The organism is Actinoplanes sp. CA-030573 (genome assembly GCF_050951115.1).
Classification (GTDB): domain Bacteria; phylum Actinomycetota; class Actinomycetes; order Mycobacteriales; family Micromonosporaceae; genus Actinoplanes.
The window spans coordinates 5,256,969-5,281,525 of sequence record NZ_CP192038.1 but is presented as its reverse complement, the minus strand read 5'-3'; the positions used below and the strand labels follow the sequence as shown (position 1 = coordinate 5,281,525).

General features: G+C 74.3%; 26 protein-coding genes. 14 read left to right on the top strand and 12 right to left on the bottom strand.

Translation table 11 applies throughout. From position 1 onward, the window contains the following. Window positions 1-5: 5 nt before the first annotated feature. Window positions 6-1,478, top strand: coding sequence for a serine hydrolase domain-containing protein (locus tag ACQP2F_RS24545; RefSeq protein ID WP_433291071.1), 1,473 nt, complete (start codon window positions 6-8; stop codon window positions 1,476-1,478). A gap of 21 nt (window positions 1,479-1,499) precedes the next feature. Here the strand turns inward: ACQP2F_RS24545 and ACQP2F_RS24540 are convergent, their stop codons facing one another. After that, on the bottom strand, window positions 1,500-1,919 hold the full coding sequence (locus ACQP2F_RS24540) for a GNAT family N-acetyltransferase (protein WP_433291069.1): 420 nt from the start codon (window positions 1,917-1,919) through the stop codon (window positions 1,500-1,502). A 487-nt stretch (window positions 1,920-2,406) separates the two neighbouring features. On the opposite strand from ACQP2F_RS24540, the gene ACQP2F_RS24535 reads away from it, so the two are divergent. Then, a complete protein-coding gene (locus tag ACQP2F_RS24535; RefSeq protein ID WP_433291067.1) occupies window positions 2,407-5,319 on the top strand; it encodes a tetratricopeptide repeat protein in 2,913 nt (970 codons plus the stop codon). 150 nt (window positions 5,320-5,469) lie between these two features. On the opposite strand, the gene ACQP2F_RS24530 is transcribed toward ACQP2F_RS24535, so the two are convergent. Both ACQP2F_RS24530 and ACQP2F_RS24525 read right to left on the bottom strand, forming a co-directional pair. Further along, window positions 5,470-6,012: a YciI family protein gene (locus ACQP2F_RS24530; RefSeq protein WP_433291065.1), complete on the bottom strand. Its 543-nt coding sequence runs from the start codon at window positions 6,010-6,012 to the stop codon at window positions 5,470-5,472. A gap of 11 nt (window positions 6,013-6,023) precedes the next feature. Further along, window positions 6,024-7,130 (bottom strand): hypothetical protein, encoded by a 1,107-nt coding sequence (locus ACQP2F_RS24525; protein WP_433291063.1) that lies wholly within the window; start codon window positions 7,128-7,130, stop codon window positions 6,024-6,026. A gap of 37 nt (window positions 7,131-7,167) precedes the next feature. Between ACQP2F_RS24525 and ACQP2F_RS24520 the strand changes: the two genes are divergently transcribed. Both ACQP2F_RS24520 and ACQP2F_RS24515 read left to right on the top strand, forming a co-directional pair. Then, window positions 7,168-7,692, top strand: a complete 525-nt coding sequence (locus ACQP2F_RS24520) for a pyridoxamine 5'-phosphate oxidase family protein (protein WP_433291061.1) — start codon at window positions 7,168-7,170, stop codon at window positions 7,690-7,692. A 31-nt stretch (window positions 7,693-7,723) separates the two neighbouring features. Next, window positions 7,724-7,975 (top strand): hypothetical protein, encoded by a 252-nt coding sequence (locus tag ACQP2F_RS24515; RefSeq protein ID WP_433291059.1) that lies wholly within the window; start codon window positions 7,724-7,726, stop codon window positions 7,973-7,975. Here ACQP2F_RS24515 and ACQP2F_RS24510 read toward each other — a convergent pair. Continuing rightward, window positions 7,965-8,582 carry a TetR family transcriptional regulator gene (locus ACQP2F_RS24510; RefSeq protein WP_433291057.1) on the bottom strand — a complete coding sequence of 206 codons (618 nt, stop codon included), beginning with the start codon at window positions 8,580-8,582 and terminating at the stop codon, window positions 7,965-7,967. The two genes, ACQP2F_RS24515 and ACQP2F_RS24510, sit on opposite strands and share 11 nt — an antisense overlap. Window positions 8,583-8,643: 61 nt before the next feature. Between ACQP2F_RS24510 and ACQP2F_RS24505 the strand changes: the two genes are divergently transcribed. Further along, window positions 8,644-9,522, top strand: coding sequence for an oxidoreductase (locus tag ACQP2F_RS24505; protein ID WP_433291055.1), 879 nt, complete (start codon window positions 8,644-8,646; stop codon window positions 9,520-9,522). On the opposite strand, the gene ACQP2F_RS24500 is transcribed toward ACQP2F_RS24505, so the two are convergent. Next, window positions 9,509-10,426 carry an aldo/keto reductase gene (locus ACQP2F_RS24500; RefSeq protein ID WP_433291053.1) on the bottom strand — a complete coding sequence of 306 codons (918 nt, stop codon included), beginning with the start codon at window positions 10,424-10,426 and terminating at the stop codon, window positions 9,509-9,511. The genes ACQP2F_RS24505 and ACQP2F_RS24500 overlap by 14 nt on opposite strands. A gap of 133 nt (window positions 10,427-10,559) precedes the next feature. Between ACQP2F_RS24500 and ACQP2F_RS24495 the strand changes: the two genes are divergently transcribed. The 3 genes from ACQP2F_RS24495 (at window position 10,560) to ACQP2F_RS24485 (ending at window position 13,278) form a co-directional block, all read left to right on the top strand. Then, window positions 10,560-11,423 (top strand): LysR family transcriptional regulator, encoded by an 864-nt coding sequence (locus tag ACQP2F_RS24495; RefSeq protein ID WP_433291051.1) that lies wholly within the window; start codon window positions 10,560-10,562, stop codon window positions 11,421-11,423. A gap of 59 nt (window positions 11,424-11,482) precedes the next feature. Beyond that, window positions 11,483-11,806 carry a diguanylate cyclase domain-containing protein gene (locus ACQP2F_RS24490; RefSeq protein ID WP_433307603.1) on the top strand — a complete coding sequence of 108 codons (324 nt, stop codon included), beginning with the start codon at window positions 11,483-11,485 and terminating at the stop codon, window positions 11,804-11,806. An 893-nt stretch (window positions 11,807-12,699) separates the two neighbouring features. Further along, window positions 12,700-13,278, top strand: a complete 579-nt coding sequence (locus tag ACQP2F_RS24485; RefSeq protein WP_433291049.1) for a dihydrofolate reductase family protein — start codon at window positions 12,700-12,702, stop codon at window positions 13,276-13,278. A 4-nt stretch (window positions 13,279-13,282) separates the two neighbouring features. On the opposite strand, the gene ACQP2F_RS24480 is transcribed toward ACQP2F_RS24485, so the two are convergent. Beyond that, the gene (locus ACQP2F_RS24480) at window positions 13,283-14,185 is read right to left on the bottom strand and encodes a phosphotransferase (protein ID WP_433291047.1); all 903 of its coding nucleotides are present in this window, start codon (window positions 14,183-14,185) and stop codon (window positions 13,283-13,285) included. 59 nt (window positions 14,186-14,244) lie between these two features. Between ACQP2F_RS24480 and ACQP2F_RS24475 the strand changes: the two genes are divergently transcribed. Then, window positions 14,245-14,697 carry a hypothetical protein gene (locus ACQP2F_RS24475; protein ID WP_433291045.1) on the top strand — a complete coding sequence of 151 codons (453 nt, stop codon included), beginning with the start codon at window positions 14,245-14,247 and terminating at the stop codon, window positions 14,695-14,697. Here the strand turns inward: ACQP2F_RS24475 and ACQP2F_RS24470 are convergent. From ACQP2F_RS24470 to ACQP2F_RS24455, 4 genes are read right to left on the bottom strand one after another with little or no spacing between them, the layout of a single operon-like run. After that, window positions 14,694-15,482, bottom strand: coding sequence for a universal stress protein (locus ACQP2F_RS24470; RefSeq protein ID WP_433291043.1), 789 nt, complete (start codon window positions 15,480-15,482; stop codon window positions 14,694-14,696). The two genes, ACQP2F_RS24475 and ACQP2F_RS24470, sit on opposite strands and share 4 nt — an antisense overlap. A 59-nt stretch (window positions 15,483-15,541) precedes the next feature. Further along, the gene (locus ACQP2F_RS24465) at window positions 15,542-16,195 is read right to left on the bottom strand and encodes an isochorismatase family protein (RefSeq protein WP_433291041.1); all 654 of its coding nucleotides are present in this window, start codon (window positions 16,193-16,195) and stop codon (window positions 15,542-15,544) included. Between the two features lie 5 nt (window positions 16,196-16,200). Then, the gene (locus ACQP2F_RS24460; RefSeq protein ID WP_433291039.1) at window positions 16,201-17,256 is read right to left on the bottom strand and encodes an acyl-CoA dehydrogenase family protein; all 1,056 of its coding nucleotides are present in this window, start codon (window positions 17,254-17,256) and stop codon (window positions 16,201-16,203) included. After that, window positions 17,253-17,966: an alpha/beta hydrolase gene (locus tag ACQP2F_RS24455; RefSeq protein ID WP_433291037.1), complete on the bottom strand. Its 714-nt coding sequence runs from the start codon at window positions 17,964-17,966 to the stop codon at window positions 17,253-17,255. The genes ACQP2F_RS24460 and ACQP2F_RS24455 overlap by 4 nt, the downstream gene beginning before the upstream one ends. A gap of 121 nt (window positions 17,967-18,087) precedes the next feature. Here ACQP2F_RS24455 and ACQP2F_RS24450 point away from each other — a divergent pair, with 121 nt between their 5' ends. Next, complete coding sequence (locus ACQP2F_RS24450) at window positions 18,088-18,957, top strand: class I SAM-dependent methyltransferase (protein WP_433291035.1); 870 nt, start codon at window positions 18,088-18,090, stop codon at window positions 18,955-18,957. Beyond that, the gene (locus ACQP2F_RS24445) at window positions 18,957-19,586 is read left to right on the top strand and encodes a TetR/AcrR family transcriptional regulator (RefSeq protein ID WP_433291033.1); all 630 of its coding nucleotides are present in this window, start codon (window positions 18,957-18,959) and stop codon (window positions 19,584-19,586) included. Before ACQP2F_RS24450 ends, ACQP2F_RS24445 begins: the two co-directional genes overlap by 1 nt. Here the strand turns inward: ACQP2F_RS24445 and ACQP2F_RS24440 are convergent. Next, the gene (locus ACQP2F_RS24440) at window positions 19,553-20,161 is read right to left on the bottom strand and encodes a hypothetical protein (RefSeq protein ID WP_433291031.1); all 609 of its coding nucleotides are present in this window, start codon (window positions 20,159-20,161) and stop codon (window positions 19,553-19,555) included. The genes ACQP2F_RS24445 and ACQP2F_RS24440 overlap by 34 nt on opposite strands. A 65-nt stretch (window positions 20,162-20,226) precedes the next feature. Beyond that, on the bottom strand, window positions 20,227-20,742 hold the full coding sequence (locus ACQP2F_RS24435) for a hypothetical protein (protein ID WP_433291029.1): 516 nt from the start codon (window positions 20,740-20,742) through the stop codon (window positions 20,227-20,229). A 221-nt stretch (window positions 20,743-20,963) separates the two neighbouring features. Between ACQP2F_RS24435 and ACQP2F_RS24430 the strand changes: the two genes are divergently transcribed. Genes ACQP2F_RS24430 through ACQP2F_RS24420 form a run of 3 tightly spaced genes read left to right on the top strand, consistent with a single transcriptional unit; the run spans window position 20,964 to window position 24,543 of the window. Next, window positions 20,964-23,036, top strand: coding sequence for a sensor histidine kinase (locus tag ACQP2F_RS24430; protein WP_433291027.1), 2,073 nt, complete (start codon window positions 20,964-20,966; stop codon window positions 23,034-23,036). Next, window positions 23,033-23,689, top strand: a complete 657-nt coding sequence (locus ACQP2F_RS24425) for a response regulator (RefSeq protein ID WP_433291025.1) — start codon at window positions 23,033-23,035, stop codon at window positions 23,687-23,689. The genes ACQP2F_RS24430 and ACQP2F_RS24425 overlap by 4 nt, the downstream gene beginning before the upstream one ends. Then, window positions 23,686-24,543, top strand: a complete 858-nt coding sequence (locus ACQP2F_RS24420) for a glutamate ABC transporter substrate-binding protein (protein ID WP_433291023.1) — start codon at window positions 23,686-23,688, stop codon at window positions 24,541-24,543. Before ACQP2F_RS24425 ends, ACQP2F_RS24420 begins: the two co-directional genes overlap by 4 nt. The last annotated feature ends 14 nt before the right edge of the window (window positions 24,544-24,557 follow it).

Below are 24,557 nucleotides of genomic sequence, written 5' to 3'. Positions count from 1 at the left end.
CCCGGGTGCCGTCTCGCCACACCCTGCTGCCGCGTTCGGCACCCTCCGCCGCGGGGGTGCCGGCGCGGGCGGTCGCCGCGCTGCTGGACCGGATCGAGGAGCTGTCCCTCGAGTGCCACTCGCTCATGGTCGTGCGCCGTGGCCGGGTCGTGGCCGAGGGCTGGTGGGCGCCGTACTCGGCCGGCCGCCCGCACCTGCTCTACTCGCTGACCAAGTCGTTCACCTCGATCGCCACCGGGATTGCGATCGGCGACGGGCTGCTGTCGCTGGAGGACCGGGTGGTGGACGTGCTGCCCGGACACGTTCCGGCCGACGTCTCGGCGCAGGGCCGCCGCATCACGGTCCACCACCTGCTGTCGATGACCAGCGGGCACCGGGAGGACAGCCTCACCGAGGCCTGGCGGCGGGAACCGGGCGACCTGACCCGGGGCTTCCTGCGGGTGCCGTTCGCCTACCCGGAGGGGACCCGGCACACGTACGACAACGCGACCACGTACCTGCTGGCCCGGATGGTGGAACGGGTGACCGGCCGCGGGCTGCCGGAGTTCCTCGACGAGCGGCTGTTCCGGCCGATGGGCGTCGAGCACGCCGAGTGGGACCGGCTGGCGAGCGGCGCCGTCTTCGGGTTCCACGGGCTGCACCTGACGACCGAGGCCGTCGCCGCGTTCGGCGAGCTGCTGCTGCGCGAGGGCCGGTGGGGCGACCGGCAGCTGGTTCCGCGCGACTACGTGCGGCTCGCGACCCGGCGGCACATCGAGACGCTGCCGGCGGAGGTCGGCGGGGGTGGCGCCGACTGGCTTTGCGGGTACGGATACCAGTTCTGGATGTCGCGGCACGGCTACTTCGGCAACGGCGCCTACGGGCAGGACTGCCTGGTCGTGCCGGACCACGACCTGGTGATCGCGATGACCTGCGCGGTGCTCGACGAGCAGCCCCTGCTCGACGCGATCGGGGAGTGCCTGCTGCCCGCCCTCGACGGGGAGCCGAGCGCCCGGGACGACGAGATCCTCGCCGCCCGGATGCGGCGTCTGTCGCTGGCCCCGGTGCCGGGTGCGGCCGCCCCCGGACGCCGAGCCGAGGCGACGATTGAGCCCGCCGAGCCCGCCGAGCCCGCCGAGCCCGCCGAGCCCGCCGGGGCCGCCGGGGCCGCGCCTTTGCCGAGCGGCACGAAGGTGGTCGTCGAGCCGGTGGAGGGTGGGTGGCGCCTGCGGCTCGGGTCGTCGTTGATCGTCGATGCCGGCCACGGCGAATGGCGGGAGAGCTCGCCGCTCGGCCGCCCGGTCGTCGCGGCCGGCGCTTGGCAGGGCGACACGTTCGTCGCCGACCTCTACGTCATCACCACCCCGCACCGGCTCCGCCTGACGGTCGACGCCGTCGAGGGCACGGCCGCCGCGGCGTGGAACGTCGAGCCGCTGACCAAGCCCGACCTGGCGCTGCACCTGCGATCGCCGCTGATGACCCGCCCCGACGTCGCGTAGCCGCCGGCGGGTGATTCCGCTCTACTCGGCCGGCTCCCAGAGCAGCAGCTGGCGGTGGTGCTCGAAACCGTTGCGCAGATAGAAGCCGACCGCCCGCCGTCCGGAGTGGACGGTCACGTGCAGCAGCCCACGGGCCCGGGCCTCGTCGAGGATCGCGGCCATCAGCGCGGCGCCGATGCCCCGGCCGCGATGCTCCGCGCGGACCATGACCGACTGGACGTCACCGTAGCGCCGGTCCATCGACCCGTTGCCGGGCACCCGTTCCGCGACAAGCAGCCACGCGACGCCGACCACGCGGCCGCCGATCTCGGCAACGAACGGCAGGTGGGTCTCGCGGTGGGCGGCGACCCATGCGGCGTACGCGGGAAGCTCGTCGGCCGCGATGTCACGCAACTCCGCCAGCGCCGCCACATCCGCCGCGCCGCCCCCGCGCACGGCCACCGGTGAGTCGATCAGCGGATTCTCCTTCGCTCGCCCGGTTCCCCGACCGGCCCGTCAGTTCCGCGCCGCAGCCCACGCCCGGCCGTCCCGCGCCGCGACGTGAGTCTAGTGCCGCGGTTCCCGCCCGGCCGTGAGTTCAGCGCCGCAGCCCTCGCCCGGCCGTCCCGCGCCGGGCCGTGAGTTCAGCGCCGCAGCCCACGCTCGGCCGTCCCGCGCCGGGCCGTGAGTTCAGCGCCGCGGTTCCCGCCCGGCCGTGAGTTCCGGCCGCAGCCCTCGCCCGGCCGTCCCCCGCCGGGCCGTGAGTTCGGCGCCGCAGCCCACGCCCCCGGTCCCGCGCCGGATCCACCGCGCCCGCCGGCTGCGCGCGAACGCCGCCGGTCTGGTTTGAGCGCGGTGGGTGAGCATGCGCGGGTGGGCACCCGCGCGGTGGGGTGAACGCGCCCGCGCGGGCGTGGTGGCCCTGGACGGTATGGGCGACGATGGATGCATGGTGGCTACGGCGGAGGTCCTCCGGTCGTTCTGCCTGCGGCTCAGGCGGCTGCGCCTCGAGGCCGGCGGGCCGACGATCGACTCGCTCGCCCGCAATGACGCTGTGCCGCTCGGGCGCAGCCAGCTCTATGCCGTGCTCAACGGGGACGTCAAAGAGCCGCCGCAATGGGACTTCGTGCGGCCCTATGTGGAGACCTGCGTGGCCTACGCGCGGCGGCACGGGAACGCGCTCAGCGTGCCGGATGATGTGCAGGTCTGGCGGGCCGAGCTGCACGCGCTGGTCGAGCTGGCCGACGCGGAACGGCGGCGGCGCGGCGAGGAGCCGGTGCCGCCGCCGGTGCCGCTGGCGACCGAGTCGCTGCCCCCGGACGTCGCGGGATTCGTGGGGCGGCAGGCGGAGCTGGCGCGGCTGCTGGGCGGCGGCGAGAAGAGCACGGACGGCGGGAAGAGCGCGGGTGGCGGGAACAGCGCGGGCGGCGGGAACAGCGCGGGCGGCGGGAACAGCGCGGGCGGCGGGAACAGCGCGGGCGGCGGGAACAGCGCGGGCGGCGGGAACAGCGCGGGCGGCGGGAACAGCGCGGCAGGCGAGAAGAGCGCGGACGGCGGAAAGAACTCGGTCTTCCTGATCGACGGGATGGCCGGCGCGGGCAAGACCGCCCTGGCCGTCCACGCCGCGCACCGGCTCGGCGACCGGTACCCGGACGGGCGGCTCTTCCTCAACCTGTGCGGCCACCGGCCCGACCGGGCGCCGCTGACGCCGGGGGAAGCACTCGCCTCGCTGCTCGGGGAGGTGGGGGTGCCGGCCGCGGTGATGCCGGCCGACGTGGACGCCCGGGCCGCCGTGTGGCGGCATCAGATGCGCGACAAGCGGTTTCTGCTGCTGCTCGACGACGCGGCGGACGCCGAGCAGGTGCAGCCGCTGATGCCGAGCGCGCCGGGCTCGCTGGTGCTGATCACCAGCCGCAACCGGATGCCGACGATGATTCACGCCCGGCCGCTGCGGGTCGGCACGCTGACGGCCGGGGAGGCGTACGACCTCTTCGTCGCCATCGCGGGGGGTGACCGGGCCGAGGAGAGCGACGACATCCGGGCCGTCGTCGCCCGATGCGGGCGCCTGCCGCTGCCGATCGCGCTGGTCGCCGCCCGCCTGCGCACGCATCCGTCGTGGACGGTGGAGCGGCTGCTGCAGGAGATGGGCGAGGAGACGGGCGCCGCGCACGCCGCGTTCGACGTCTCCTACCGGGCGCTCGATCCCACGCTGCGGGAGAGCTTCCGGCGGCTCTCGGTGCACCCGGGCGCCGATCTGGACGCCTGGGCGGCCGCCGCCATCCTGGGCGCCGAGGTCGGCGACGCCGCCGCCCGGCTGGAGGACCTCTACCGCGACCACCTGCTCGACGAGGCGCGGCAGGACCGGTTCCGCTTCCACGACCTGGTGCGGGAGTACGCGATCGGCCGCGACGACGACCCGGGGGAGCGGTCGGCGGCCGAGGGGAGGCTGCTGCGCTACTTTCTGGCCACCGCCCGGCGGGCCGCCGCGTTCCACGAGATCCGGCCGCGACCGGGTGGCGACGAGGGGACGCCGGGCCCGCGGGTCGACACGCTCGACTCGGCCACCCGCTGGCTGCGGACCGAGACCGGCAACATCGCGCTGTCCGTCGCGCAGGCGTGGGCGCGGCATCCGGAGACCACCGTCGCGCTCACCGACGCGATCTTCCCGTACGTCCGGCAGGCCGGCCCGTGGGACATGGCGCTGGACCTCTACGAGGTCGCCGTGCGTGCCGCCGGCCGCACCGGCGATCCGCGCGCCCGCTCGACGGCGCTCCTCGAATACGGCGTGGCCTGCGTGCTCGCCGATCGCTACCCGGAGGCGGTCGCCGCCCTGCGCGAGTCGGCCGGCCTCGCCCCGACCGGTCTCGACCGGGCCGACGCGCTGACCCAGCTCGGCATGGCGCTGCGCTTCGACGGCCGGTTCGCGGCGGCCATCGACGTGCTGAACGACGCGATCGGCCGCTACGCCGAGCTGGGCGACGCCACCGGGGAGACGCAGGCGACCTACACGCTGGCGGTCACCTACCGGTTCGCCGGGGACTACCGGACGGCCCGGGACCTCGCCGAGCGGGCCGTCGCAACGTCCCGCCGGTCGACCTATCTGCCGGCCCGGGCCATCGCGCTCAGCGAGTTCGGCGTCACCGAGTACCTGCTCGCCCGCTATGCGGACGCCGCGGCCTCGCTGACCAGCGCCCTCGACCTCGCCCGCGGCCTGGAGAACCGGCTCGGCGAGGCCACGGCGCTCAACTACCTGGGCGCGGCGCAGTACCTCGGCGGTGACCCCGGGGCGGCGATCGACTCGCTGACCCGGGCTCTGGCGCTGTTCCGGCAGCTGGGCGAGCGCCTGGGGTCGGCCGACGCGCTGTCCCAGCTCGGCGTCGCGCGTCTCCTGGCCGGCGAGCCGGAGACGGCGGCGGCCCTGCAGCGGCAGGCGATCGAGGAGTTCCGGGAGCTGGGCAACGAGCTCGGCGAGGCGGTGGCGCACAACGAGCTGGGCAGCGCGCTGCGCGGGCTGCGCCGCGAGGACGAGGCCCGGGCCGAGATCGTGCGGGCGGTCGAGACGCTGCGCCGGCTCGGCTACCGGCCGGGGCTGGAGGAGGCGCTGAACAACCTGGGCCGCACCGAGCTGGGCCGGGGGCGTCCGGGGGAGGCGCTGCGCCACCACGAGGAGGCGCTGGCCCTCAACGACGAGACCGGCATCCCGCTCGAACGGGCGCGCGCCCGCGAAGGCATCGGCCGGAGTCTCGCGGCGACCGGCGACGGGCGGGCGGAGGAACATCTGCGGGCGGCGCTCACCGCGTACGAGCAAGTGCGAAGCCCCCTGGCGCAAGCGCTCCGCCGCGATTTCCCCGCGCTGGGCTGAGGTTTCGATCGGGTGGGGCCGCCGCCCCAGTTCCACCCGCACATCCGGCGAGACGATCCCCGAGTGCAAGGTCGCCGGATGTGCCTTCGACTGTGCGCCCGCACGGAGATCGACCGGCGCGATCCCGGACGACACCGGACGAGACCGGAGTCAGCGGCGGCCGCCGAACTGCCACGGATGCGCCTCGACCGCGGCGTAGAGCGAGGCGTCGAGCAGGTCGGGCGCCTCGGCCAGGACGGCGGTGCCGAGCCAGGCCGAACCGTCCTCGGCGAACAACGGGCCCTGCACGATCACCCGCTCGTCGTCGAGGTCCCGCGGCGGCGCCGAACCGGGCCGGGCGTGGCCGAGCAGCAGGAAGCGGCCCTCCTCGTCGGTGCCGGGGAACTGCCACATCGTGCGTCCCGACCGGTTCTCGAAGCGGCGGATCAGGACGTCCCGGTAGACGCCGGCGCGGTAGTTCGGCTCCTCGAACGCGAACCGGCGCGCGGCCGCGGCGTCCGGCAGATCCACGATGTGGACGCTGCCGGTGGGTGCGGACCGATCGGCGGTCAGCGTGGGGCCGCGGGCGATCATCCGGGAGGCGTACGCGTCCATGAAGCTCCAGTGCTCCTCGGCCAGCTTCCACCGCAGGTCCAAGGTGCCCGGGCGGTCACGGCACCAGAAGAAGTACTCCATGGCGTCGATTGTCGTCATCCCGGCCCGGGTCAGCGGCGCCGGACGGCCATGACCAGGCCGATCACCAGCGCCATCAGGATGAGGGCCAGTCCGGTGAGGATGGCGCCGAAGGGCAGGCCGGCGAGGCGCGTCGCGGCGGAGTTCGTCCTGGCCGCCGACGCCGACGGTGCAGACGGGGACGCCCCCGACGCCGACGGTGCGGACGTGGACGCGCCCGATGCCGATGCCGACGGCGACGACAACGCCGGTGGGGGCGCTGACGCCGATCCCGCTGGTAGGAAATATCGCAGGATGCCGGGTTTGCGGCCGTCGGAGACCGTCAGCAGCGCGGTGCCGTCGGCGGTGTAGGAAACGGATTCGCCCTGCGGCTCGTCGGGCAACGGGATGGCCCGCGGCCGGCCCCGGGTGATGGCCCCGACGATGTCGTCGTCCGTGACATCGAATTCAAAGGCGTCCGCATACGTACGCAGGACAGCCCGCCGCCCGTCCGGGCTGACCGCCCCGCCGGTGATCAGCAGGTGGCCGGCGATCGAGAACGGGTTGGGCGTGCTCGTGATCGGCAGCGTCACCGCCCCGGCGCGGCGCAGCGGGGTCGTCCGACCGGCCTCCAGCGCCGCCCCCGGCACGTACACGTTGCCCTCGGCCACCCCCTTGGTGACGATGACCGGCGTCCCGGCCGCCGTGATCAGCAGCGCCTCGGCGTCGTGCGCGCCGTCCGGGTAGGCCAGGCGGTAGAGCACCGGCTTGCCGCCGCCCGGCGCCAGCCGCCAGAGGCCGATCGTCTCCCGGTCGCGCTCGTTGTCGCCGATGTCGCCGACCCAGACCGTCCCGTCCCGCCCGAGCCCCAGGTCCTCGGTGTCGCGCGGCCGCGACGGGTAGGACACGGCCCGGGTGACCGCACAGCGCCGGTCGAGGAAGAAGATCTTCCGATCGGCGGCGATGTCGGAGCCGTCGTTGACCACCACATAACCGTCGCCGGTGGCGGCCAGCCCGGAGAGCTCGGTCATCCGTTTGTCGGTGATGGTGCAGACCGTCGCCGGGTCTTTCGCCGAGGCCGCCGCCGGGGACGTCAGGGCGACCGGCGCGGCGGCGCCGGCCAGGATCGCGACGAGGGCCGTCACCACGCGCAAAGTCATCGCGTCCATTAAAGCGTGGCGGGTCTACGTTGTGGTCATGCTGGAGAACGCCGAAGAGATCGCCGCGCTGCAGCGGTTGCTCGACCGGTCGCCTGCGGGCGCGACCAGCCACCTGCGCAACATCGTGCACGCCCGCCGGACCCTCACCGCCGAGGACCTGACCGGCCTGCTCACCGGCATGAAGGTGCTCAGCGTCGCCACCGTGACGGCCCGCGGTGAGCCGCGGATCAGCGCGCTGGACGGGCACTTCCTGCACGCCACCTGGACCTTCAGCACCTCGGGCACGGCCGCCAAGGCCCGCCACATGCAACGCCGGCCGGCGGTCAGTGTCGCCCACATCGACGGCGAGGAGCTGGGTGTCTTCAGCCACGGCCGGGCGCAGCGGATGGTCCCCGGCGACGACGACTGGACCGAGACCCTCGAGCACTGGACGGCGCACTACGATAGCTCGCCGCTGAGCTGGGGCGAGGACGTCCGGCTGTACCGGCTGGATCCACACTGGATGGTCGGCTACGCGTCCGACCGCCTGGAGGTCCTTTCGCGGCGGGGCCTCACGCTGTAATCTCCGCTCCCAGTTGATCGAGGGAGCGGCGATGCTCGATGAGGTTCCCGGCGTCCGGCTGGCCCGCCGCCGCCCGGTCGTGCGGCGGTTCCGCCCGCGCGTCTACCAGGTCGCGTCGGTGCTGCTGCTGATCGCCGCCGTCCAGGCCGTCATCGTGCTGGCCGTCGACGGTGCCGAGGAACCGCTCTGGCTCTGGCTGGCCGCCCCGGCCGCGCTCGGCGGGGGCGGGATCGCCCTGGCCTACAAGTCGATCCCGTTCGAGCACGTCACCTTCAGCGAGTGAGCGCGGGGGAGAGCTGGCGGAACGCCCGGTCGAGCAGCGCCTGCGCGTCCTCGGCGCCGTCGCTGAGGGCCCAGCGCCTGACCACCACCTGCAGCGCGTTCAGCGCCAGGCCCGCCGCCAGCGCGGCGAACAGGTCGTCGCCGGGGTAGCGCGCGGCCAGCTGCCCGGTCAGGTCGTCCTGCCACTGCGCCTGCCGCTCCAGGAACCGGGCCAGCAGCGGCGGCGTCACCATCACCATCTGCACCACGCGCAGCGCCTTCTCGGCGTGCCCGCCGTACCGGCCCTCGGTCGCCGGCGGCCCGGCGCAGTCGGCGAGGGCGGCCGCGACCGCGTGCCGCAGCGCCACGGCCGGGGTCTCGCCGGCGGGCCGGGCCGCGAGTTCGGCGCACATCACCTCGCCGATGCTCGCGAGCAGCTGGACGACCACGTCCTCCTTGGACGCGAAGTAGCGGAAGAAGGTGCGCCGGGAGACGCCGGCCGCGGCCGTGATCTCGTCCACGGTGGTGGCGTCGAAGCCCTTGATGGCCAGGGTCTGCAGCGCGGCCTCGGTCAGCTCGTCGACCACGAGCTGCCGTTTGCGGTCGGCGAGCGAGGGCGACGGCTTCATGCCGACGATGGTACGGCATGCAGTAGTTGACACTGAGTGCCACGAACTGCATGATGTGCCTATGACGACGCGCTGGAACACGCCACCCCAGGACGGACGCATCGCGGTGGTCACCGGCGCCACCAGCGGGCTGGGCCTCGAGGTCACCCGGGCGCTGGCCGGCGCCGGCGCCCGGGTCATCCTGGCCGTCCGCGACACCGATCGCGGCGGCGCCGTCCGCGACTCGCTGCCCGGCCGCGGCCACCAGGCCCGGCGCCTGGACCTGTCCGACCTCGACTCGGTGCGCGCCTTCGCCGCCGCCGTCGACGAGCCGATCGACGTGCTGGTCAACAACGCCGGGGTGATGGCCATCCCGTACGCGCGCAGCGCCCAGGGCCACGAGATGCAGTTCGCGGTCAACCACCTCGGCCACTTCGCGCTGACCCTGTTGCTGATGCCCCGCCTCGAGGCCGCCCCGGCCGCCCGCGTCGTCCCGGTCACCTCGGTGCTGGCCAAGAAGGGCCGCCTGGAGGAGGGGCCGCGCTACGACCCGAAGGCGGCCTACAACCGGTCGAAGCTGGCCAACGCCGTCTTCGGGATCGAGCTGCACCGCCGGCTGACGGCGGCGGGCAGCCCGGTCACGTCGGTGCCGGCCCACCCCGGGTACTCACGGACGAACCTGCAGAGCAACGGGCCGACCGGGCTGCACCGGTTCCTCCTGGAGAAGATCGGCAATCCGCTGCTCGCCCAGGACGCGGCGAAGGGAGCGTTGCCGCTGCTGTACGCCGCCACCGACCCGGCCGTCCGGGGAGGTCAGCTGATCGGTCCGGACGGGCCGGGCGAGCTGCGCGGTCAGCCGGCCGTGGTCGAGCCGGCGCCGGCCGCCCTCGACCCGGCGGCCGGGCGCCGGCTGTGGGAGCTCTCCGAGGAGCTGACCGGGGTGTCGTTCACGATCGCGTAGTGCCCCGGGCCGCGAACGACCGCCGGTCGCCCTGCCAGGCCTCCCTCGGCGCCGCCTGCTCGAGCGTGTCCAGATCGGCCGGGGAGAGCTTCACGGCGGCCGCGGCCGCGTTCTCGGCCACCCGGGAACGGTTGCGGGTGCCGGGGATCGGGACGACGTCCGGGCCGCGGGCGAGCAGCCACGCCAGCGCGAGCTGCCCGGGCGTGACGCCGTGCCGCGCGGCCACGTCGCCGACCGCGGTGGCCAGGGCGAGGTTGCGCTCCAGGGCCTCGCCCGCGAAGCGCGGATCCGAGGCGCGGAAGTCGCCGGGCCGGAACGGGCCGGCCGGCAGCTTCCCGGTCAGCAGGCCTCGGCCGAGCGGACTGTACGGGACCAGGCCCGCACCGGCCGCCCGCGCGGCCGGCACCACCTCGTCCTCCGGCTCCCGCCACGACAGCGACCACTCGAACTCGATCGCCGCGATCGGATGCACGGCCGCCGCGGCCCGGATCTGCCCGGGGCCGACCTCGGACAGGCCGAGGAACCGGACCTTCCCGTCGCGGACCAGCTCGGCCATCGCGCCGACCGAGTCCTCGATCGGGACGGCCGGATCGACCCGATGCAGGTAGTACAGGTCGATCACGTCGACGCCCAGCCGCCGCAGCGACCCTTCGCAGTAGTGCCGGACGCGCGCCGGGTGCGCGTCCAGGCGTACGCCCTCCTCGCCCCGCACGATGCCGAACTTGGTCGCCAGCGTGACCTCGTCGCGCCGCCCCCCGATCGCCCGGCCCACCAGCCGCTCGTTGTGCCCCGAGCCGTAGCTCATCGCCGTGTCGAGCAGGGTCACGCCCGCGTCCAGCGCCGCCCGGATCGCCGCCACCGACTCGTCCTCGTCGGCCGGTCCGTAGGCCTGGGACAGCCCCATGCAGCCGAACCCCACCGCCGAGCACGTCAAACCACCGAGATTCCGTAACTCCATGCGACCCAGCCTCCCGTCGTCCCCGGTCCGGGGCCAACAGCGATTGGCGTACGGATTAATCGCCGTGGACGATGAATGAGTGGAACTACGTCAGCTTGCCACGTTCGAGGCCGTCGCCCGCCAGGGCGGCTTCACCCGGGCCGCCGAGCACTTGCACCTCGCCCAGTCCGCCGTCTCGGCCCAGATCCGCGCGCTGGAGGCCGAGCTCGGCGTCGCCCTCTTCGCCCGCACCACCCGCCGCGTCACCCTCACCCAGGCCGGCGAGCTGCTGCTCAGCCGGGCCCGCCGGATCCGGGCCGAGCTCGACGGCGCCCGCGCCGACCTGACCGAGCTGACGTCGGTCCTGCGCGGCCGGGTCACCATCGGCGCGACCGCCGTGCTGGGCCCGTTCGACCTGCCCCGCGCGCTGGCGACCTTCAGCGCGAGCTATCCGGGAGTCGAGCTGTCGCTGCGCTCCGACCTGGTCGCGGGCCTGCTCGCGGCCCTGGACGAGGGCGAGACCGACCTGGTCGTCGGGCCCGCGCATCCCGACCTGCCGCCCCGTTTCACCGCGCGCCGCCTGGCCGAGGAGCACCTGGTCCTGGCCCTCCCGCCCGGCCACCGCCCGGTCACCTCGCTCGCCGACCTGGAGTCGTCACCGTTCGTCTGCCTGCCGCCGGGCAGCGGCCTGCACCAGATCCTGCTGGCCGCGGCGCCGTTCACCCCGCGCATCCCGTTCGCGACGCACAGCGCCGCCAGCATCCGCGAGCTGGTCGCCGCCGGCCTCGGCGTCGCCCTGCTGGCCCGCTCGGCCGCCACCCGCCCCGGCCCGCCGATCGACATCGTGACGCTGCGCCCGGCGATCCCGCACCCGCCGATCGCCGTGCTGCACCGCCGCGACCGCCCGCTGACCGCCGCCGCCCGCGCGTGCCGATCGCACCTGATCCGGCTGAGCGTCACCTGAGTCACGCCCGGCGCGCCTGCTTCAAGTAGCGGGCGTCGTCAAGGCGGTCGCTCCGCCGGATCGGAGAGCTGCTGCGCGAACGCGACGAACTCGCCGCGCGCCTCACCAAGCAGGCCTTTCACGACGCGCTGACCGGCCTGGCAAACCGTGCGCTGTTCCTGCGCAACCTGAGCCGCTCCCGTTCGGCGACCGTGTTCCTCATCGACCTCGACGACTTCAAGCCGGTCAACGACCGCTTCGGCACGCCACCGGTGACCGCTTGTTGGTGGAGGTGGGCGGCTGCGCGGCCGCGCCGCATGGCGGAAGAAGAGGATGTGTCGCGAACCGGCAATTCAGTTTGGCATGATCGAATACTGACGTGGGATAGGGCGGCCGCGGAATAATTTATGCATGCGGCAGATGCAGTTGTTCACGGTGGCGAAGTTGGCCGAAATGCGTGATCCGACTGCGTCTCGCCATTATTCCGATCGTGCCCATGAGTTTCGGCGGGCGCATGAGCGACATCGCGAGTGGGGATTGGCGCGCAGGCATGCCGAGCGGCTGCTTCGTGCGCGCGGCCGGGCGAGTGCGTGCCCGGTGGTGCCCGCAAACGGGGACGGCCGCGGCGAGCGCCAGGCCGATCCGGACGGGCTTGGGTGGGATCAGATCACGGCGGCCCAGGTCGAGGCGGCCCAGGTGGGGGCGGCTCAGGTGGGGGCGGCTCAGGTGGGGGCGGCTCAGGTGGGGGCGGCTCAGGTGGGGGCGGCTCAGGTGGGGGCGGCTCAGGTGGAGGCGGTCCCGGTCGACGCGGCCAAGTTGGAGTCGACCCAGGTAGAGGGGGCCGAGGCGGAGGCGGCCCAATTGGAGCCGGCCCAATTGGAGCCGGCTCAGATGGAGCCGATCCAGATAGAGGCGGCCCACGTTGAGGCGTGCCAGGTTGAGCCGGGCGGAATTGCGCCATGCCCGGCGGAGTATCGGGAAACGGTGAACGGTATCGCCTCGCCCCGGGTGGAGCGCTGTTTTGTTTCTCCATATCGTACCTTCAAAAGCCGCTATTGCGTCAGCGGCGCCGCGGTCGGTGAATGGTCGGCAACCGTCGCCAATTGTTTCGAACATTTGCGTGTGGCGGACCAGCGTGGTGGCGGCGCGACGCCGCCGGCGGCCGCCCGGCCGGGGTCGTCGGCTGGTCGGTCGGGCTCGAAGTACCGCGGATGCAGATTGCTCCGGGAAGAGTGTCGGATCGCGAGCGGGCCGTTCGTGGTGAGGGTGGAAGCACACCTCGACGAAGGGAACCGTCATGACCGCGCTCTACACCTGGGATGTCTTCTCCACCCTCGACGGCTACGGCTCGTTCGGCGAAGAGGCCGACTGGGGCGGCTACTGGGGCAAGCAGGGTCCCGAGCTGCTCGCCCGCCGGGCCGCGCTCTTCGACACGCCGCAGCGGATGGTGTACGGGGCGACGACGTTCCGGGAGATGGCTCAGATCATGTCCTCGGGAATCAACCCCCACGCCCTCGACGAGTGGAACGTCCGGACCATGCGCTCGCCGGCCACGGTGATCTCGTCCACGCTCGCCGACACCCTCGGCTGGCCGGACGCGACGATCGCCGGCGGCGACGCCGTCGAGATCGTTCGCCGGCTCAAGGAGGAGTCCGACGTGCCGCTGCGCTCGCAGGCGAGCCTTTCGCTGAACTGGGCGATGATGGCCGCCGGGCTGGTCGACCGGGTGCAGGTGACCATCTTCCCGGTCATCTCCGGCCGCACCGGCACCAGCCCGATCTTCGGCGGCGCGGGCGACTTCGACCTCGAGCTGCTGGAGAGCCGGACCCTGGACGGTCACACCCAGGAGCTGGTCTACCGGCCCACCGCGCACTGAACGCTCAGGCGAGATTGGCACGAAGGTATCGCAGTGCCGCCTCGGCGTCGCCGCCCTCGGCGTGCGGGCGGCGCAGGGCGGCGGCGTACGCGGCGATGTCGGCCAGGTTCCACATGAGGCGGTAGAAGGCCAGCGCCTCCGGGCGGGGAGTGTGGCCGGTGGCGGCGGCGTAGCGGGCCAGCGACGCCGAATCGTCGGCGAACCACAGGTCGCGCTCGGGTGGTGCCAGTCGCACGGTGTCCCAGTCGATCAGGCGCGGGCCGTCCGGCGTACGCAGGATGTTGCCCGGATGCGGCTCGCCGTGGGTGACCACCGTGGGGGCGTCCGCGATGATCCGGCCCAGGCGGTCCAGCTCGGCCAGCCTCGACGCGATCAGCGAGGCGTGTTCCCGCAGCAGCCGGCGGGCGGCGGCGGCATACGGGCCACCGGCCCACGCCCGCCCGGCCGCCAGCGACGCCCGCCCGGCCGCCAGCGACGCCCGCCCGGCCAGGCGCAGCTCGGGCGGGGGAGCGGCCCCGGCCGGCGCCCGGTGCAGCGCGGCCAGCATGTCGATCACGGCCGGCCGGTCCGCGGGCGGATGCGGCCCGAACTCGCCCGCCACCCCGTCCACCAGGGGAAACACTGCCAGGTTGAAGGGCCGGGCCAGGGGCCGCAGGGGCGAGCCGTTGCGCGCGGGGATCGGGGCCACCACGAACGGCAGGTGCAGGGACAGGGCGGTGCGCAAGGCCCGCTCGAGCGGCGCGAACGCGGCGTCGGTCACGGTCAGGAACCAGCGGCCGTCGGCCTCCCAGTGGTAGCCGCCGGCGCCGACCGGGAGGTAGCGCAGTGTCGGCGCCCTGATGCCCCAGCCGCCGGCGAGCGCAGCGGTCAGGGACGCGGTCGTCACGCCCGCGGGCTCGTCCTGCATGAGCACATCATCTGCCCGGGGCGAGGACACGCGGCCGCAGGCGGGCGGATGCTGTCCGGATGAGACGCCTCCTGACCCTCGGCCTGGTGATCGGCGCGCTGAGCGCCGGGTGCTCGGGCGGCGGTGGCGGCGGCGATCTCCCGGCGATGCCGCAAAAGACGATCAAGGACCAGGTTCAGCTGTACGCCGGGATCACGCTCGCCGCCTCGGGGGTGGCCACCTTCACCCGGTCGGCGACCAACGTCACCGGCTGCCCGCAGGGGCACGGACGCCTCTCCGACCCGGACGAGACCTTCTACGTGCAGGGTCTCTACCTCCTGACCGTCCCGGACGGCCAGGAGGCGGCGACGCTGGCCAAGGTCGGCGACGAATGGCGGCGCGACGGCTACACGGTCGGGTCACCGGCGACCGCCGCGGCCGGCCTGCACGCCACCACGCCCGACCACTACACCCTGGACCTCGCTCCGGACCTGCGGCTGTCGATCGCGTCGCAGTGCTTCAGGACCGGCTAGCGGGCGATCAGCACCGGGCAGTCCGCGCGCCGCAGCAGGCGGGAACCGACCGCACCCAGCAGCACGCCCTCGTAACCGTGCCGGCGCGGGCCGACGACGACCAGCCGGGCCTGCTCGCACCGGTCGACCAGGACCTGGTCGGGGCGGCCCGACACGTACTCGTGCTCGGCGTGCACGTGCGGGAACTTCTGCCGCCACGGGTCGAGGCGCCCGTCGAGCTCGGTGCCGAGCGCCTCCTTCGCGGCCGAGCGCCCGCCCTCGCTGGCCGCCGTCACCGCCAGCACCGGGGCGCCGCGCATGGCCGCCTCCTCGAAGGCGCGCTTGACGATCGCCTCGCCGGCCGCGTCGGAGTCGATGCCGACCACCACCGGGCCGGTGTCGCAGTCGGGGCGGCCGCGCACGACCACCACCGATGTGCGGGCCTGGGTGGCGACCTGGCTGCCGACCGAGCCGGCCGGCTGGCCGGGGACGCTGCCGCGGGCCCGGTCGCCGACCACGAGCAGGACCGCCTCCTCGGCGGCGTGCAGGAGCATGGGAGCCGCGTACCCGGGGTGGGCGATGCCGCGTACGTCGATGCCGGGCGCCACCGACCGCGCCTGCCGCACCGCCTCGTGCACGATGGACGCCGCGCCGGCGTCGCCCTGCTGTCCCGGAACCTGCCGCTGATAGGCCGTGAGGACCCGCAGCTCGGCGTCGCGCAGTTCGGCCTCGGCCGCCGCCCACCGGACCGCCGCGATCGAGCTCGGCGAGCCGTCGGCGCCAACCACTATCCGCGTTCGAAGCATGGCCGCCTCCAGAAGGGATGCGCTTCCAGCGTTACGCGCAATCCGGGGAGTTGGCAACGCTAATCCTGCAGCAGTCCGATCACCTCGTCGGTGGTGCGGACATCGCCGTACGTGCGGTAGATCGTGTAGAGCGTCGCGTTGTGGTCCTCGTCCCGGCGGGCCGCGTTGCCGTCGGCCAGCATGATGACCCGGTAGCCGAGCGTGCTGGCGTCGCGCGCGGACGCCTCGCAGCAGACGTTGGTCACCGTCCCGGTGATCAGCACGGTGTCGATGCCACGCTCGCGCAGCAGCCCGGGCAGGGGTGACTTGCCGGGGAAGAAGGCGCTGGTGGCGAACTTCTCGACGAGCAGGTCGGCGTCGTCCACCTCGAACTCGTGCCACAGCCGCTCGCGCAGGCCGCCCTCGCCGCCGCTGAGCCGGAACGCCTCGGCGTGCTCGGGCCCGAAGAACTCCTCGGCCACCGGTGACGGCTCGCCGGCCCCGGGCAGCACCCAGACGACCAGCCCACCCGCGCTTCGCGTCGACGAGGCCAGGCGGGCGATGTTGGGGACGATGCCGCGGACGTACGCGCTCTCCTCGGCGAAGAACGGGACCATGTCGACCACGATCAGCGCCGTCGCCTCGGGGCGGATCGAGACGTACGCGTGCCGCCGCCCCCGCCGCTCCTCCTGCCGGCGGTATTCCCGGTCCTCGATCCGCCAGGCGTGCGTCATGGCGGTCACTCTGCCAGGGCGGCGGCCCCGATCGCCAGCAGCGACACGTCCTCCTGCGGCGCGTGCACGAGCGCGCTCTGCACATCGCGGAAGTGCCGTTCGAGCGGGTTCCCGCGGCTCAGGCCGGGATTGCCGAGCATCCGCACGGCGAGCGTCACCGCCGCGACCGCGTGCCGGTTGACGATCACCCGGGCCGTCAGCGGGTCGTCCGCCGTGAGCAGCAGGTGCTCGGCCGTGCTGAGCAGGGTCTCGATCTCGCCGGCCGCGGCCTTGAAGCGGTCGGTGGTGGCGACCGGTCGGCCCAGGTTGGCGGGCACCCGCTCGCGCGCGAACCGGTGGAAGTACTCCTGGGCGGCGCGGGCCACGCCGAGGTAGATGGCGGCGAGGGGGAGATGCAGGGCGGCGCTGTCCGGCCGGGTGCCGCCCAGATCCAACCCGTGGTCGTACGGGATGAGCACGTCGCGGAACACGACGTCGTGGCTGCCGCTGGCCCGCAGGCCGAGCGGGTCCCAGGTCCGGACGATCTCGATGCCGGGCGACTCCGCGGGCACGACGAAGGTGCCGATCCGCGGCTCCGGCTCGTCGGTGGCCGCCCACACCAGGAAGTAGGCCAGGCCCTCGGCGCCGGTGACGAACCGCTTGTGCCCGGTCAGCGACCAGCCGGCGCCGGTGCGCCGGGCCGTGGTCGCGGGCCGGCCACCGCGCGACGGCGAGCCGAGGTCGGGCTCGACCCGGCAGATGTTGAGCAGCGTCGGCCGGGCCGCCGACTCGTCGAGGATCCGCCGGTAGAGCCCTTCCGGCCAGATCGGGCGGTGTGCCTGCAGCAAATGCGGCAGCTGGGTCATCGAGGTGATCAGCGCCACCGACGGGTCGCCGCGGCCGAGGTCGCGCAGGATGCCGGCGAGCTCGGCCGGCCGCACCGCCGGGCCGCCGTGACGCTCGGCCACGGTCACGGTCAGCAGGCCGGCCTCGTGCACCCGGCGGATGCCGTCGTGCGGGAACGCGCCGGTCTGGTCGTGGTGGGCGGCGGTCGCGGCCAGCGCCTCGATGAGCTCCTTCACCGCTCGACCGTGGCGATCCGGGGAAGGTCCGGGCCGAGCCGCAGGCGCTCCAGGAACAGCACGATGGTGGCGGCGACCGTACGGTGGCTGAGGTCGTTGAGGACGTCGTGCCGGCCGCCGGCGATCGTCACCAGCGTGCCCGGGTAGCGCGACCGGGCCTGATCGAGCGGGCTGATCGGGTCGGCGTCGCCGTGCAGCCCCAGGGACGGGACCGTGATGTGGCCGCTGACCTCGATCGGCGCCGGGGCCACGAAGAGGGCGCCGGGGGTGGCCGCGCCCTCGCTCAGCACCCGGCGGTGGGTGGGGCACGCCGTCCGGGCCTCGATCTCGGCGTCCCAGCCCCGGTCGTCCCAGCCCCGGTCGTCCCCACCCCCGTCCGCGGCGTCGCCGACCGGGATGCCGGCCAGCACCAGCGCATCCAGGCCGGGCGCGCCCCGGGCGGCGAGGGCCAGCGCGAACAGGGCGCCGGTGTCCGAGCCGACCACCACGTGCGGGCCCGGCAGCTGGTCGTCGACCAGCAGCTTCCCGGCCTCGGCCAGCCCGGCGCCGAGGTCGGCGGTCACGTCCGGCAGCACCCGGACCCGGTAGCCGTCGGCGGCGATGCGGCGGCCGAAGCGGGCGTAGGCGGCGGCCGTCTCGCCGCGCCCGGCCGCGACCAGCACGGTGCCGCGCGGGGCGATGCCGGCCGGCTCGTCGTAGGCGTCAGTCATGGTCAGCAGCATCGCGCCGCCGTGCGACCGGTGTCCAACGACGATCCCCGATCGGAACCGATCACGCCCGCTGATGAGTGCCGCTCTGGAAAAATGGACGTTCATTCATTATTCTCGGCCCATGCAGAACCGGGCCAGCCGCACCGCCGAGCAGGTCGCGCTCTTCCGGGCGCTGGAGACCGCGCGCGGGCGTGACCGGGTCTTCGACGACCCGTTCGCGGTGCGGTTCCTGGGCGGGGGCTACCGGCTGCTGGCCCGGCTCGCCCGGGTGCGGCCGGTCGGGCTGCGGCTGTCGCGCCTGATCGACCGGCGCTGGCCCGGGCCGCGGCCCTCGGCGGTGGCCCGCACCCGGCTCATCGACGACCTCGTGCTGGCGGCGCTCGACGGCGGCGCCCGGCAGGTGCTGCTGCTCGGGGCCGGCTACGACGCGCGGGCCTACCGGCTGCCGGGCATCGAGCGGGTGCCGGTCTTCGAGGCCGACCACCCGGCCACCCAGGCGGTGAAGCGGCGGCTGCTGCGCGGGGCCGTGCGCCCGGAGCGGCGGGGACACGTTCACTTCGTACCGGTGGATCTGCTCGCCGAAGACCTCGGCGGTGCGTTGCGTAAGGCCGGGTTCGCCGTGCTCGAGCCGACCGTGGTGGTGTGGGAGGGCGTGACCAACTACCTGACCGAGCCGGCGGTCGATGCCACCCTGCGGGAGGTGGCGGCGCTCACGGCTTCGGGGTCGACGCTCATCTTCACGTACGTGGACCGCCGTGTCCTGTCCGGAGCCATCGACGCGGGACCATGGCCGCGGGCGGTGAGCCGGCAGGGGGAGCCGTGGACCTTCGGGTTCCTCCCGGCCGAGCTGCCCGCCTACGTCGGCGCCCGGGGGATGCGCCTGGCGCTCGACATGTCGACGCGGGAGGCGGCCGGCCGCTACCTGCACCCGCTCGGCCGCGACGAGCAGGCGGCGTCGTTCTACCGGGTCGCCGCCGCGGAGATCCGGTAGTGCCCAAGGTCAGCGACGCCCACCGGGCCGCCCGCCGCCGCCAGATCCTCGACGCGGCGGCGGCGTGCTTCGCCCGCGACGGCTTCCACAAGACGTCGATGCAGGACATCGTGCGGGAGTCGGGCATCAGCGCCGGCCTGGTCTACCGCTACTTCGCCGGCAAGGACGACGTGATCGCCGCGATCGTCGACGAGTGGCACGACCAGCGCCTGGTCTTCTCGTCCGGCCCGGTTCCGGAGCGGGCCGCCGCCTACCTCGACCACCTGCGCGCGGTCGGGGCGCCGGAGTCGGCGGCCCGCATCCGGCTCGGCGTGCAGATCTGGGCCGAGGCGGTGCGCAACCCGCGGATCCGGGCCCGGTCGCGCCGCAACGTCGACGATCCCCGGGCCGCGGTCGCGTCGGCCCTGGCGTCGGCGCCGCTGCCGGCGGGGATCGACCCGGACTCGCTGGCCCGCATCCTGATCGCCGTCTACCAGGGGCTGCTGGTGCAGACCACGTGGGACGACGCGCTGGACAACGAGGCGTACGTGTCGACGGTGGCCGCGATGCTGACCGCCCTCATCCCCGGCGTGTCGAACGCTTCTCACGGCCCGCCTCATGGCACTTCGACCGGCGTGGCCGGGGCCTGAGCAGCCGCTCCCTGGGCCGTCCCGCAGGCGCAGCCGGCGGCGGGAACGGCTGCCCGGCCGGTGGCCCGGGCCGGGGGCCCGGCGGTCCGGCCGCCGGCCGGGGCGGGGCGCGGCGCCGACGGCCAGACGAAGGCGGCGTCCTCGACGCACTTGATGAGCCCGGCGACCGCCTCGGCCGGTCCGATCTGGCCGAGGCCGGCCCGGATCTCCAGCGCCTCCAGCCGGGCCCGCACCGCCTGCGCGGCCGCCACCCGCTCGTCGACCTGATGGGATTTGAGCAGCTGGGTGGCGACCGTGGCGGCCAGCGAGCAGACCGCCGCGGCGGCGCACAGCAGCCGCCATGCCGGCGACGACAGGGAGAAGACGCCGGTCAGCCAGGTCGCGAACGACTGCCCGCCGAAGGCCGGCGCCGCGGTCAGGAAGGTCGCCAGCGCGGCCCCGACCAGGCCGGCGTTGATCAGCAGCCGCCGCCGCGCGCCGGCCGAGCGAAGATAGCTGTCCGTGCGCTCCCGCCGTTCCCGGATCGCGGCCAGCAGGTCCACGGAACCGGAAGACGCGGTGTTGAGGTTGTCCATCAGATCCTCCCCATGGCCCGGGCGCCGGCGCGGGCGGCGGCCACGCCACCCGCGCCGGCGGGCAGTCAACCGTCGATCACTCCTGGACGCGTGGCGAGCAGCGCCGCGTCCTCGATGTAGGGCACCGGCATCCCCGCGAGGACGGTGCGATCGTGTGAGCACATCAGCTCGGCGAAGCCGGCGGCCGTCGTGTGCACCACGGCGACGTTGGAGAGCAGACCGACGTAGGTTCCACCGCTGCCGAGGTGCGTACCCACGTGGGCGGTGCTGCCGACCGAGGCCGGGATGCGCCCGTAGTTGAGGAAGATGCCGCAGCGGACGAAGTCCTCCGGCTGCCCGAAGTACACGGCGTTCGCCTTGGCCTGCAGGACCCAGTCACCCGCCGGCAGGGGAACCGAGACGATCGTGTCGGCGGGACCGCCGGTCGTCGGTAGGACCACGCTGGTGGCCGCGCGACGGAAGATCGCGCCAGGCGACGCGGCCGCCTGGGCCGAGCTCTGGGTCGCCGAGACGACGGCCAGCGCGCCGGCGGCCAGGCCGGCGGCGAGCAGGACGCGTGTGGTGGTGGCGGAGATGTTCATGGCACGTGCTCCTTGGATCGTTCGGTGGTCCGGTAGTTTCTCGACCGTGCGGCGCCCGGGTGGCCGGGCGCATGAGCCGGGCGTCCCCGCCGGCCGGGCGGCGTGCCCGGCCGCGGGCGGGCGGCGGGCCGGGTCACGGTCCCGGGTGAGCCGGGACCATTGCCCGTCCGGTCAGGACATTCGCACTGGAAGGCGGCTCCCGGCGGGCACAGACTGACGGGGTGAGGTTCGCCCGGTCCGGTGCGGCAGCGGCGGCGACGTTCTCGGTCGTCGTGGTCGCCGTCGCGTGGCGGAAGATCGTCCGGCCGAGCGAGGAGACCTGGTTCTTCGCGCCCGAGCCGTTCACCGGGCCCGCCTTCGTCGTGGCCTGCGGCGTGCTCGCGCTGGTCTGGGCGATCACCGGCGCGGTGCTGGCCTCGGTGCGCCCGCGCAACGCGGTCGGCTGGCTGGTCCTCGGGGTGGGCGTGTCGCAGGCGGCGGCGGTCTGCATCACCGCCTACAGCGGGTACGGGCTGCTCGGCAGCTCGCCGTCGTGGGGCGCCTACTTCGGGCCGGCCCTCTACCTGCCCGGCTGGCTCGTCCCGCCGACCCTGTTGCTCGCCCTCTACCCGGACGGCCGGCTGCCGGGCGCGTGGTGGCGGTGGCCGGCCGGGGCGGCGACGGTGTCGATCGTCGTCCTGATGCTCTGCATCCCGTTCCCGGTGGTCGACCCCGGTGCGGCCCTGGGCTGGGGCATCGTGCCCCGGTTCCCCGACCGCCTGGCCGACGTCCTGGTCCCCGGCCCACGCGTCTACGACCTCACCGTCTTCCTCTCGACCGACGTGGGGGCGACCATCCCGGCGCTGCCGGCGCAGTGGGCGCAGTGGAGCCGGATCAGCTCCTGGGTGTTCACCCCGCTGCTGGTGCTGTCGATGATCGTGATCTGGGTCGGCACGGTGCTGCGGCTCTACCGCGCCCAGTTCCCCCGCCGGCAGCAGCTGGCCCTGCTGATCTGCGTGGTGATGCCGTTCCTGGCCGCGTCGTTCTTCGTCACCGCCGGCTTCGCCAACGTCCTGATGCTGCTGCCGTTGCTGCTGGTCCCGATCGCGGTGGCGGTCGGCGTCCTGCGCTACCGGCTGTTCGGCATCGAGACCGTGCTGCGGCGCGGTCTGGTCTACGGCATGTACACCTCGGCCGTCGTGGCCGCCTATCTGGGTGTCACGGCCGCCGCCGGCGCGGTCGTCGGGGCCGCGCTCGACAGCCGGCCGCTGCCCGGGGTGATCGCCGCGGCGGCGGTCGCGGTCGCGCTCGCCCCGGCCCGGGACCGGCTGCAACGCGCCGCCGACCGGCTGCTCTACGGCCAGCGAGGCGACCCGATCCAGGCGCTGACCGCGCTCGGCGAGCGGGTCGCCGGCACCGGCCAGGGCGACCCCCTGGACGCGGCGCTCACCAGCGTGATGGCCGCCGTGCACGCACCGGGCGCCAGCCTGATCGGGGTCGACGGCCGGCGGCTGGCCGGGGTCGGCGCCGAGGACGACGCCGCGCCCACGACCAACCTGCCGCTGCGGTTCGGCGGCACGGCGCTGGGCGAGGTGCGGGTGCTGCCCCGCCGGCCCGGCGAGCGCTACACCGCCTCCGACGTACGGCTGCTGGCCGTGCTCGCCCTGCAGGTGGCGCTCGTGGTCCGCGCCTATCAGCTCACCGAGCAGCTGGAGGCCGAACGCGACCGGGTGGTCACCGCGGCCGAGGCCGAGCGCGACCGGCTCCGCGCCGACATGCACGACGGCCTCGGCCCCTCCCTCTCCGGCATCGGCCTGGGTCTGGAGGCCCTGGCCGACACCGACCACAGCCCGCTGCTGCGCCGGATCCAGGACGAGGTGGCGGTCGCGCTGGCCGAGGTCCGCCGCATCCTCGACGACCTGCGCCCGGCCGCCCTCGACACGATGACGCTGGCCGAGGCGATCCGCCGGCATGCCGCCACGATGTCGTCCAAGGTGCCGGTGTCGCTCAACACCTGCGTGCTGCCCAGCCTGCCGGCCGACGTCGAGAACGCCGCCTACCGCATCACCACCGAGGCGCTGACCAACGTCGCCCGGCACGCCGGCGCCCGCCACGTGCGGGTCAGTGTCGGCGTGCCGCACGGCGCCCTGCGCATCGTGGTCGCCGACGACGGGCACGGCACCCGGTCGGCCGTCGCCGGCATCGGGCTGACCTCGATGCGCCGGCGGGCCGAGAGCCTCGGCGGGCGGCTGGAGATCAGCTCGGGCAGCACCGGCACCACCATCACCGCCACCCTGCCGCTGGAGCCGTCATGACCCATCCCGTCCGGGTCGTCCTCGCCGACGACCATCCGATGTTCCGCTACGGGCTCGTCTCCGCCATCGCCGGCAACGCCGAGATCGAGATCGTCGGCGAGGCGGCCGGCGGCCGGGAGCTGCTGAGCCTGGTCGACGACGCCGAGCCGGACGTCGTGATCACCGATCTGACCATGCCCGACCTGGACGGCGCGGCCGCCACCCGCGCGATCCTCGCCCGCCACCCCGAGACCAAGGTGCTCGTGCTGACCATGCACGACGAGAACCAGGCGCTGATCGGCGCGCTGCGGGCCGGCGCCCGCGGCTATCTGCTGAAGGGCGCGGACCGCACCGAGATCACCCGGGCGATCCTCGCGGTGGCGGCGGGCGAGTCCGTGTACGGCACCGGCGTCGCCCACCGGATCAGCGACTTCTTCATCGGCGCCGGCCAGGACCGGGCCGCGACCGTCTTCCCCGAGCTGACCGACCGGGAACGGCAGGTGCTGACGCTGGTGGCCGGCGGATGCGGGAACCACGAGATCGCCCGCCGGCTGGCGCTGTCCGAGAAGACGGTGCGCAACCACGTCTCGGCGATCCTCTTCAAGCTGCACGTGGGTGACCGGGCCGCCGCCGTGGCCAAGGCCCGCGACGCCGGCCTCGGTGAACCGCGATGAGACGGCTGACGGCCGTCGCGCTGGCCGGCGTCCTGCTGGCCGGCGCCCTGCCGGCCGCCGCCGCCTGCCGTCGCCCGGAGCCGGTCGCGTTCGACGCCGGCACCACCATGCAACGGCTCCAGCAGAGCGGCCGGATCCGCATCGGGGTGAAGTCCGACCAGCCCAGCCTCGGCTTCCTCAACCCCGCGACCAACCACTACGAGGGCTTCGACATCGAGATCGCCACCATCGTCGCCGCCGAGCTCGGCCTCAGCCGCAAGCAGATCACCTTCGTCACCACCACGTCCGGGGTCCGCGAGGAGTACCTGGTCCAGGGCCGGGTCGACATCGTGGTCGCCTCCTACTCGATGAACGAGAGCCGGCGGAAGGTCGTCGGGCAGGCCGGGCCCTATTTCCGTACCGGCCAGCAGCTGCTGGTCCGCGGGGCCGACAAGGACGTCTTCACCGGCCCCGAGCGGATCGCCGCCGGCCGGGTCTGCTCGGCCCGCGGGTCGACCTCGATCGTGCGGTGGCAGGAGCTGTACGGCACCGCACCGGTGGCCGAGGAGACCTACACCAGCTGCGTGCGGCGCCTGCTGACCCGCTCGGTCGACGGCGTCACCACCGACGGCGTGGTCCTGCTCGGCTACGTCGCCCAGCTGCCGACGAAGCTGGCCGTGGTCGGGCCCGAGTTCTCCGACGACGCGTACGGGATCGGCTACCCCAAGGGCGACCGCGCGTTCTGCGAGTTCCTCAGCCGCGTGATCACCGACGCCGAGCGGGACGGGCGCTGGACCAAGGCCTTCGACGAGACCCTGGGCAAGGCCGCGGTGCCGGCCCCGGCCCGGCCGGCGGTCGAGCCCTGCCGCGACTGACCCCTCGACGCGAC

Excerpts from the sequence above, each read along its gene's own strand:
- ACQP2F_RS24480 (WP_433291047.1), bottom strand. The coding sequence starts at position 14,185 with ATGCAGGACGAGCCCGCGGGCGTGACGACCGCGTCCCTGACCGCTGCG.
- ACQP2F_RS24510 (WP_433291057.1), bottom strand. The coding sequence starts at position 8,582 with ATGAAGCCGTCGCCCTCGCTCGCCGACCGCAAACGGCAGCTCGTGGTC.
- ACQP2F_RS24440 (WP_433291031.1), bottom strand. The coding sequence starts at position 20,161 with ATGGACAACCTCAACACCGCGTCTTCCGGTTCCGTGGACCTGCTGGCC.
- ACQP2F_RS24515 (WP_433291059.1), top strand. The coding sequence starts at position 7,724 with ATGCTCGATGAGGTTCCCGGCGTCCGGCTGGCCCGCCGCCGCCCGGTC.
- ACQP2F_RS24425 (WP_433291025.1), top strand. The coding sequence starts at position 23,033 with ATGACCCATCCCGTCCGGGTCGTCCTCGCCGACGACCATCCGATGTTC.
- ACQP2F_RS24530 (WP_433291065.1), bottom strand. The coding sequence starts at position 6,012 with ATGACGACAATCGACGCCATGGAGTACTTCTTCTGGTGCCGTGACCGC.
- ACQP2F_RS24470 (WP_433291043.1), bottom strand. The coding sequence starts at position 15,482 with ATGCTTCGAACGCGGATAGTGGTTGGCGCCGACGGCTCGCCGAGCTCG.
- ACQP2F_RS24485 (WP_433291049.1), top strand. The coding sequence starts at position 12,700 with ATGACCGCGCTCTACACCTGGGATGTCTTCTCCACCCTCGACGGCTAC.
- ACQP2F_RS24500 (WP_433291053.1), bottom strand. The coding sequence starts at position 10,426 with ATGGGGCTGTCCCAGGCCTACGGACCGGCCGACGAGGACGAGTCGGTG.
- ACQP2F_RS24535 (WP_433291067.1), top strand. The coding sequence starts at position 2,407 with ATGGTGGCTACGGCGGAGGTCCTCCGGTCGTTCTGCCTGCGGCTCAGG.
- ACQP2F_RS24520 (WP_433291061.1), top strand. The coding sequence starts at position 7,168 with ATGCTGGAGAACGCCGAAGAGATCGCCGCGCTGCAGCGGTTGCTCGAC.
- ACQP2F_RS24420 (WP_433291023.1), top strand. The coding sequence starts at position 23,686 with ATGAGACGGCTGACGGCCGTCGCGCTGGCCGGCGTCCTGCTGGCCGGC.
- ACQP2F_RS24505 (WP_433291055.1), top strand. The coding sequence starts at position 8,644 with ATGACGACGCGCTGGAACACGCCACCCCAGGACGGACGCATCGCGGTG.
- ACQP2F_RS24525 (WP_433291063.1), bottom strand. The coding sequence starts at position 7,130 with ATGACTTTGCGCGTGGTGACGGCCCTCGTCGCGATCCTGGCCGGCGCC.
- ACQP2F_RS24455 (WP_433291037.1), bottom strand. The coding sequence starts at position 17,966 with ATGACTGACGCCTACGACGAGCCGGCCGGCATCGCCCCGCGCGGCACC.
- ACQP2F_RS24450 (WP_433291035.1), top strand. The coding sequence starts at position 18,088 with ATGCAGAACCGGGCCAGCCGCACCGCCGAGCAGGTCGCGCTCTTCCGG.
- ACQP2F_RS24475 (WP_433291045.1), top strand. The coding sequence starts at position 14,245 with ATGAGACGCCTCCTGACCCTCGGCCTGGTGATCGGCGCGCTGAGCGCC.
- ACQP2F_RS24435 (WP_433291029.1), bottom strand. The coding sequence starts at position 20,742 with ATGAACATCTCCGCCACCACCACACGCGTCCTGCTCGCCGCCGGCCTG.
- ACQP2F_RS24465 (WP_433291041.1), bottom strand. The coding sequence starts at position 16,195 with ATGACGCACGCCTGGCGGATCGAGGACCGGGAATACCGCCGGCAGGAG.